The sequence below is a fragment of the Pseudomonas sp. AC463 genome, from assembly GCF_979253585.1.
This window is the reverse complement of record NZ_CEEDDZ010000171.1, coordinates 1-396: the sequence shown is the minus strand read 5'-3', so window position 1 is coordinate 396 and position 396 is coordinate 1. Positions and strand designations below refer to the sequence as shown.

Below are 396 nucleotides of genomic sequence, written 5' to 3'. Positions count from 1 at the left end.
GATGGGGACAGGGTTTGCCGGGCTGTACTCCCGGCGAAGCCCCGGCCCTCTCCCACTCCGTCACTCCTGCGAACGCTGGGATCTTCCCGATGGCGGGCTCGTCGCGCCGCCGCGTGAGACTCCAGCTTTCGCTGGGGTGACGGTATTTACCAATCACACTATCTTTCATCACCCGCGCCGCTACCCTCCCGATATGCGTGGAGGCTGGACCTACATCATGGCGAGCAGGCCTCGCGGCATGCTCTATATCGGCGTCACCGCCTACCTCGCAGCGCGTGTCGACCAACACCGCCGCGATGTCGGGTCGGGCTATTGTCGCCGCTACGGCATCAAGACACTCGTGCTCGCCGAGTGGCACGACGACATCGCTTTCGCGATTTCACGCGAGAAGCAGTT

At 63.6% G+C, this 396-nt stretch carries 1 protein-coding gene; it reads left to right on the top strand.

Features of this window, described 5'->3' with window-relative positions; translation table 11 throughout:
• Window position 1: 1 nt before the first annotated feature.
• Window positions 2-396 (top strand): GIY-YIG nuclease family protein (locus tag AC0IYH_RS29640; RefSeq protein ID WP_471837640.1); only part of this gene is annotated, 395 nt, incomplete at its 3' end.